Origin of the sequence: Paenibacillus sp. FSL P2-0173 (genome assembly GCF_038008045.1) — a bacterium.
Classification (GTDB): Bacteria; Bacillota; Bacilli; order Paenibacillales; family Paenibacillaceae; genus Paenibacillus; species Paenibacillus polymyxa_B.
In genome coordinates this window covers 2,208,947-2,215,000 of sequence record NZ_JBBOYK010000001.1, presented here as the reverse complement: position 1 = coordinate 2,215,000, position 6,054 = coordinate 2,208,947, and the positions used below count along the sequence as shown (strand labels likewise).

Annotated in this window: 5 protein-coding genes, 15 tRNA genes and 1 rRNA gene (1 of these 21 running past the window's edge); 18 read left to right on the top strand and 3 right to left on the bottom strand. The window is 47.6% G+C overall.

The features are described 5' to 3' along the window. The 16 genes from MKX30_RS09930 to MKX30_RS09855 all read left to right on the top strand — a co-directional run. Window positions 1-1,436, top strand: a 23S ribosomal RNA gene (locus tag MKX30_RS09930); it begins 1,490 nt to the left of the window's first position. 67 nt (window positions 1,437-1,503) lie between these two features. Continuing rightward, window positions 1,504-1,579, top strand: a tRNA-Asn gene (locus MKX30_RS09925). A gap of 3 nt (window positions 1,580-1,582) precedes the next feature. Beyond that, window positions 1,583-1,674 (top strand) — tRNA-Ser (locus tag MKX30_RS09920). A 17-nt stretch (window positions 1,675-1,691) separates the two neighbouring features. Next, a tRNA-Glu gene (locus MKX30_RS09915) sits at window positions 1,692-1,763 on the top strand. Between the two features lie 68 nt (window positions 1,764-1,831). Beyond that, a tRNA-Val gene (locus MKX30_RS09910) sits at window positions 1,832-1,907 on the top strand. Window positions 1,908-1,933: 26 nt separating this feature from the next. Continuing rightward, a tRNA-Met gene (locus MKX30_RS09905) sits at window positions 1,934-2,010 on the top strand. Between the two features lie 15 nt (window positions 2,011-2,025). Continuing rightward, window positions 2,026-2,102 (top strand) — tRNA-Asp (locus MKX30_RS09900). Between the two features lie 37 nt (window positions 2,103-2,139). Then, window positions 2,140-2,212 (top strand) — tRNA-Phe (locus MKX30_RS09895). Window positions 2,213-2,234: 22 nt separating this feature from the next. Beyond that, window positions 2,235-2,310: transfer RNA gene (locus MKX30_RS09890), tRNA-Thr, on the top strand. A 5-nt stretch (window positions 2,311-2,315) separates the two neighbouring features. After that, window positions 2,316-2,401 (top strand) — tRNA-Tyr (locus tag MKX30_RS09885). Between the two features lie 7 nt (window positions 2,402-2,408). Further along, a tRNA-Trp gene (locus MKX30_RS09880) sits at window positions 2,409-2,482 on the top strand. 17 nt (window positions 2,483-2,499) lie between these two features. Beyond that, window positions 2,500-2,572, top strand: a tRNA-His gene (locus tag MKX30_RS09875). A 10-nt stretch (window positions 2,573-2,582) separates the two neighbouring features. Continuing rightward, window positions 2,583-2,657 (top strand) — tRNA-Gln (locus MKX30_RS09870). A gap of 7 nt (window positions 2,658-2,664) precedes the next feature. Then, window positions 2,665-2,736 (top strand) — tRNA-Gly (locus MKX30_RS09865). A 12-nt stretch (window positions 2,737-2,748) separates the two neighbouring features. Next, window positions 2,749-2,823, top strand: a tRNA-Cys gene (locus tag MKX30_RS09860). Window positions 2,824-2,834: 11 nt separating this feature from the next. Then, a tRNA-Leu gene (locus MKX30_RS09855) sits at window positions 2,835-2,913 on the top strand. A 44-nt stretch (window positions 2,914-2,957) separates the two neighbouring features. Here MKX30_RS09855 and MKX30_RS09850 read toward each other — a convergent pair. The 3 genes from MKX30_RS09850 to MKX30_RS09840 all read right to left on the bottom strand — a co-directional run bounded on the left by MKX30_RS09850 (window position 2,958) and on the right by MKX30_RS09840 (window position 4,537). Beyond that, the gene (locus MKX30_RS09850; protein WP_143109565.1) at window positions 2,958-3,086 is read right to left on the bottom strand and encodes a recombinase; all 129 of its coding nucleotides are present in this window, start codon (window positions 3,084-3,086) and stop codon (window positions 2,958-2,960) included. Window positions 3,087-3,170: 84 nt separating this feature from the next. Then, on the bottom strand, window positions 3,171-3,668 hold the full coding sequence (locus tag MKX30_RS09845; RefSeq protein WP_341062772.1) for a tyrosine-type recombinase/integrase: 498 nt from the start codon (window positions 3,666-3,668) through the stop codon (window positions 3,171-3,173). A 686-nt stretch (window positions 3,669-4,354) separates the two neighbouring features. After that, window positions 4,355-4,537 carry a hypothetical protein gene (locus MKX30_RS09840; protein WP_023990249.1) on the bottom strand — a complete coding sequence of 61 codons (183 nt, stop codon included), beginning with the start codon at window positions 4,535-4,537 and terminating at the stop codon, window positions 4,355-4,357. A 220-nt stretch (window positions 4,538-4,757) separates the two neighbouring features. Between MKX30_RS09840 and MKX30_RS09835 the strand changes: the two genes are divergently transcribed. Together MKX30_RS09835 and sufC are read left to right on the top strand one after the other, a co-directional pair. Then, window positions 4,758-5,279, top strand: coding sequence for a MarR family transcriptional regulator (locus tag MKX30_RS09835; RefSeq protein ID WP_023990248.1), 522 nt, complete (start codon window positions 4,758-4,760; stop codon window positions 5,277-5,279). After that, window positions 5,260-6,036: a Fe-S cluster assembly ATPase SufC gene (gene sufC, locus MKX30_RS09830; protein WP_023990247.1), complete on the top strand. Its 777-nt coding sequence runs from the start codon at window positions 5,260-5,262 to the stop codon at window positions 6,034-6,036. The genes MKX30_RS09835 and sufC overlap by 20 nt, the downstream gene beginning before the upstream one ends. Window positions 6,037-6,054: the final 18 nt, after the last annotated feature.

Below are 6,054 nucleotides of genomic sequence, written 5' to 3'. Positions count from 1 at the left end.
GTGACGCGGACTGATGGATGTCCGTCTAAGCAGTGAGGCTGGTGTGTAGGCAAATCCGCACATCGTAAGGCTGGGCTGTGATGGGGAGCGAAAATTATAGTAGCGAAGGTCATGATCTCAGACTGCCAAGAAAAGCCTCTAGCCAGGAGAAGGTGCCCGTACCGCAAACCGACACAGGTAGGCGAGAAGAGAATTCTAAGGCGCGCGGAAGAACTCTCGTTAAGGAACTCGGCAAAATGACCCCGTAACTTCGGGAGAAGGGGTGCCTCGGTAGGGTGAATAGCCCGAGGGGGCCGCAGTGAAAAGGCCCAAGCGACTGTTTAGCAAAAACACAGGTCTGTGCGAAGCCGCAAGGCGAAGTATACGGGCTGACGCCTGCCCGGTGCTGGAAGGTTAAGGGGAGTGGTAAGCCTTCGGGCGAAGCTATGAACCGAAGCCCCAGTAAACGGCGGCCGTAACTATAACGGTCCTAAGGTAGCGAAATTCCTTGTCAGGTAAATTCTGACCCGCACGAATGGCGTAACGACTTGGGCGCTGTCTCAACGAGAGATCCGGTGAAATTTTAATACCTGTGAAGATGCAGGTTACCCGCGACAAGACGGAAAGACCCCATGGAGCTTTACTGCAGCTTGATATTGAATTTGGGTACGATCTGTACAGGATAGGTGGGAGCCGTTGAATCTTGAGCGCCAGCTTGAGAGGAGGCATCCTTGGGATACCACCCTGATCGTATCTAGGTTCTAACTTGGTACCGTGATCCGGTGCGAGGACAGTGTCAGGTGGGCAGTTTGACTGGGGCGGTCGCCTCCTAAAGAGTAACGGAGGCGCCCCAAGGTTCCCTCAGAATGGTTGGAAATCATTCGAAGAGTGCAAAGGCAGAAGGGAGCTTGACTGCGAGACCTACAAGTCGAGCAGGGACGAAAGTCGGGCTTAGTGATCCGGTGGTACCGCATGGAAGGGCCATCGCTCAACGGATAAAAGCTACCCTGGGGATAACAGGCTTATCTCCCCCAAGAGTCCACATCGACGGGGAGGTTTGGCACCTCGATGTCGGCTCATCGCATCCTGGGGCTGAAGTAGGTCCCAAGGGTTGGGCTGTTCGCCCATTAAAGCGGTACGCGAGCTGGGTTCAGAACGTCGTGAGACAGTTCGGTCCCTATCTGTCGTGGGCGTAGGAAATTTGAGAGGAGCTGTCCTTAGTACGAGAGGACCGGGATGGACGTACCGCTGGTGTACCAGTTGTTCCGCCAGGAGCACCGCTGGGTAGCTATGTACGGAAGGGATAAGCGCTGAAAGCATCTAAGCGTGAAGCCCCCCTCAAGATGAGATTTCCCAGTATGTAAGACCCCTTGAAGACGACGAGGTAGATAGGTTGGGGGTGGAAGTGCAGTAATGCATGGAGCTGACCAATACTAATCGGTCGAGGGCTTATCCTAAGAATAAAACGCAAATGAGTTTCGGATCCAGTTTTCAGGGTGTAACCTTGAAACAAATGCTTAATATTCCCTGATAGCTCAGTTGGTAGAGCACTCGACTGTTAATCGAGTTGTCACAGGTTCGAGTCCTGTTCGGGGAGCCATATGGAGAGGTGTCCGAGTTGGCCGAAGGAGCACGATTGGAAATCGTGTAGGCGCCAAAAGCGTCTCGAGGGTTCGAATCCCTCTCTCTCCGCCATAATTATTTTATTGCATGGCCCGTTGGTCAAGGGGTTAAGACACCTCCCTTTCACGGAGGTAACAGGGGTTCGAATCCCCTACGGGTCATAAAAATATCATAAAAGAACTTGCAATAAAAAGTTCATTATGGTATAATATGAGAAGTGCTTAATTGTGGAGGCTTAGCTCAGCTGGGAGAGCATCTGCCTTACAAGCAGAGGGTCGGGGGTTCGAGCCCCTCAGCCTCCACCATTTGAAAATTAAATATTTATTATTGTCGCGGGGTGGAGCAGTTCGGTAGCTCGTCGGGCTCATAACCCGAAGGTCGCAGGTTCAAATCCTGCCCCCGCAACCAATTAAAATTTATTATGGAACTGTGGTGTAGAGGCCTAACATGCCTGCCTGTCACGCAGGAGATCGCGGGTTCGAATCCCGTCAGTTCCGCCATTAGTAATACAACGTTTAATGAAGAGCCTTATAATAAGGCTCGGTAGCTCAGTCGGTAGAGCAGAGGACTGAAAATCCTCGTGTCGGCGGTTCGATTCCGTCCCGAGCCACTTTTAATTGAATATTTTATGTGCCGGTGTAGCTCAACTGGTAGAGCAACTGACTTGTAATCAGTAGGTTGGGGGTTCAAGTCCTCTCGCCGGCACCATTTTTGGAGGATTAGCGAAGTGGCCAAACGCATCAGACTGTAAATCTGCTCCCTTACGGGTTCGGTGGTTCGAATCCATCATCCTCCACCAGTTTTATAGGGGCATAGTTTAAAGGTAGAACAACGGTCTCCAAAACCGTTGGTGTGGGTTCAATTCCTGCTGCCCCTGCCAATTATTCATTACTTGCGGCGGTCGTGGCGAAGTGGTTAACGCACCGGACTGTGACTCCGGCATTCGTGGGTTCAAGCCCCATCGGCCGCCCTTTATTTATTGGGGATTAGCCAAGCGGTAAGGCAACGGACTTTGACTCCGTCATGCATAGGTTCAAATCCTATATCCCCAGCCATCTTTATGCGGACGTGGCTCAGCGGTAGAGCATCGCCTTGCCAAGGCGAGGGTCGCGGGTTCGATTCCCGTCGTCCGCTTTGTTACACTCTGGCGCCATAGCCAAGTGGTAAGGCAAAGCTCTGCAAAAGCTTTATTCCCCAGTTCAAATCTGGGTGGCGCCTCCATAATTGAATATGCCGGCGTGGCGGAATGGCAGACGCGCTCGACTCAAAATCGAGTGGGAAACCGTGGAGGTTCGAGTCCTCTCGCCGGTATTAACTAAAAGAGTTCATTAGAGATAATCTCTAGTGGGCTTTTTTTATTTGAGCTTTAGTACCCCACTCATTGCTTGAGCTGAAGACACCTTTGAGTTGTATTCGAAATGCGAATAAATATTTGCCGTTGTTGCATAATCGCTGTGGCCTAACCATTCCTGAACTTCTTTCATGCTTACCCCTAATACATCTACATAAATATACTCCAGGTATTCAAGACAATAAGAATTGTCAGAAGATAAGCGATAGGATTCCTGTTATTCCTTCATACGAATCAGAAGCTCATAGAACGTGTCCACCAGTGGCAGTATACGGCGACTGGCTTTATTCTTGGTTCGGTCATTTTCAATTTCAATATATCTACCATTCAAATTGCCCGATGTGGCGGTATGTTTAATATTAATAGTCCAATTCAATAAATCAATAGCCGACCATTTTAATCCTACGACCTCGCTTCGGCTTAGCCCATAAAAGGCAGCCAGGATAACGAAAAGCTCAATTCTTTCGCCTCGGATTACTGCGAGGAGTTGATTCAGCTCCTCGGCATTGTAGAAGCTCACGACGTAATTGTTCTTTTTTGGGCTTTCAACTAAGTCAGGGAGATTCGCCACAATCAGCTTTATTTTCACGGCATACTGAAGGGCTCTGCAAATGTTCGCGTGGTAATGAATAACGGTATTGGCGCTGACACCTTGCACATTCATTTCATGGGTATACAAGGTCTGAAAATCCTCTGTAGTTAAATCATCAAGCAATACATCCCTTTCTCTCGGAAAAAGGATCTACGCGGCCTTTTACAGTGTCGGAATAGGAGATATAGGAGATGAGATAAGCCCGATACTGTTTTTCATCATCTCTAGCCATTGAAGCATAAAGTCTGCGAACAGCCTTTTGCTATTACCGGATGGAGTAGCCGCTTTTACTCTTACAGCATATCTTCGTTTTCAACCGCGAGTGCTTGTCCTTCCATATGATAATTCTTCCTGGCTTCCTGAAGCAAGATTTCGGCTCTTTTCTTGGTTCCTTTTATCTTAAGCCCCGTAGGGATCCATTTTGGTTATCGTTTACCATTCTCATCTTTACAGTTAGGCGGATGTCCCGTTGCGCTTTCTCCTCTTCCAACAACTCCAGAGGGTGAACCCGATCCTTTTTCAAATACCGGTTGAGCTTCGGAATGGATTTGCTACAAAAGTGGTAGCTGAATCCGCCGATGGATTGCTTTAGCGCCCAGAAGGTGCATTTGATTTTGAACCGGGCGGTATAAAGTTCGATGATCTAGGTCGCCTCCAGTGTCAGATCGGTGCTGGCTAGAATGGAGCATCGCCTGTTCGGATTCACCAGCAAAAACCACAGTTTTTGGTATACTCTTTGGCCCCATAACATATCCAGACACAGGTAACTGACGGATTATTCATTGCCATACATGCTCACGATAGCGTACTCAAACGCTGCGGTACGGCTTTAAAACAGCTCGGCCAAGCACCACCTTTGTCCTCTTTTTACGGTAGCGACCCCGGTCTGTGGCAGGTGTACCATGACGTTCATAGGCAACGGTATTGGACTTGGCTTCGGTTACCATATCCATCCGGGTGCTGCCGAATTGATCAGAGGTAGGCAAAACCATTTCCGGGACGTGCCCTAGTCAAAACACAGCATGAGGCCGATGACAATGACAACAAACCCATGAAAAGCGCCTCCAAAATTGCGTCACATTTAACACAATTGATATTGATTATCAATATCAATTGTGTTAATATAATTTTGTTCACTAGTGAACAAAAAATAATCTAATGGTGACACTGAACTTGGTCTGCAACTACTACAAGAGAGGGGAGATTGGGAAATTGGAGTTTCAAAATCATTTTAAAGGTCATCTTTACGAGCAATATATTAAAATGCTACATCTGAATGAGCTGTATACTGAACAAGAATTTAACTCGTTTCGGCAACAGGCCAGAAAGTACCAGATTGACATGCTCTCCAACAATATTACTAGTGTACACGTTATTGATTGCATTGGTGATTATGAACCGATAAATCATACCGGGATTGTGGAGAAGATGGGGTTGTCCAAAGCTAGCATTACTAAAATTAGTGCAAAGCTGCTGGAAATGGGCTTCATTATGAGAAGTCAACTGAACAGCAATCGTAAGGAGATTTACTTTAGTTTAACGGATAAGGGAAGACACGTTTATCATTTGCATAAAGAACTGCACAAAGAAAAAGAAGAAAGGTTTTACCAATTCATTGAATCCTATTCAGAGGTTGAGCTGCAGACTATTGGAAAATTTATGAGTGATTTGGTGGCGCGTGCCGAAGAATACTCCGAAGGGAAGTTTACGATAAATGACGACATTAAAGATTGAGGAATTAAGATCCAAGATTGAAGGGAAAGAAATTTTAAAAGGGCTCACACTGGAGATTCATGGCGGAGAGATTCATGCGATTATGGGGCCTAATGGGACGGGAAAAAGTACATTGGCTTCAGCTTTAATGGGCCATCCCAAATATGAGGTTACTGGCGGTAAGGTGACATTGGACAATGAAGACCTTCTGGAGATGGAGGTGGATGAGCGTGCCCAGGCAGGCTTGTTCCTCGCTATGCAATACCCAAGTGAAATTGCTGGCGTGACCAACTCGGACTTTCTCAGAAGTGCCATCAATGCACGGCGTGAAGAAGGCGATGAGATATCCTTAATCCGTTTTATCCGTGAAATGGAGAGCAAAATGAAGGGGCTGGAGATGAACCCGGAATTTGTGCATCGTTATTTGAATGAGGGATTCTCTGGCGGTGAAAAAAAGCGGAATGAGATTTTGCAAATGATGCTACTTGAACCCAAGTTTGTGATCCTGGATGAAGTGGACTCAGGGCTTGATATTGATGCACTGCGTATTGTGGCCAATGGCGTAAATGAGATGCGCAGCCCGGATAGAGGCTTTTTAATCATCACCCATTATCAACGACTGTTGAATTATATTACCCCGGATTTTGTGCATGTCATGATGCAAGGCCGGATAGTTAAATCTGGCGGTCCGGAGCTTGCCCACCGTTTGGAGGCTGAAGGGTACGATTGGGTGAAGGAGGAACTTGGGATTACGGATGAGACGGTAAGGGAAGCTTAAAAGCCGGAGAGGAGGAAC

Bases quoted from the DNA above. Each gene is read 5' to 3' on its own strand.
- MKX30_RS09850 (WP_143109565.1), bottom strand. From the start codon at position 3,086: ATGAAAGAAGTTCAGGAATGGTTAGGCCACAGCGATTATGCAACAACG.
- MKX30_RS09840 (WP_023990249.1), bottom strand. From the start codon at position 4,537: ATGGTTTTGCCTACCTCTGATCAATTCGGCAGCACCCGGATGGATATG.
- sufC (WP_023990247.1), top strand. From the start codon at position 5,260: ATGACGACATTAAAGATTGAGGAATTAAGATCCAAGATTGAAGGGAAA.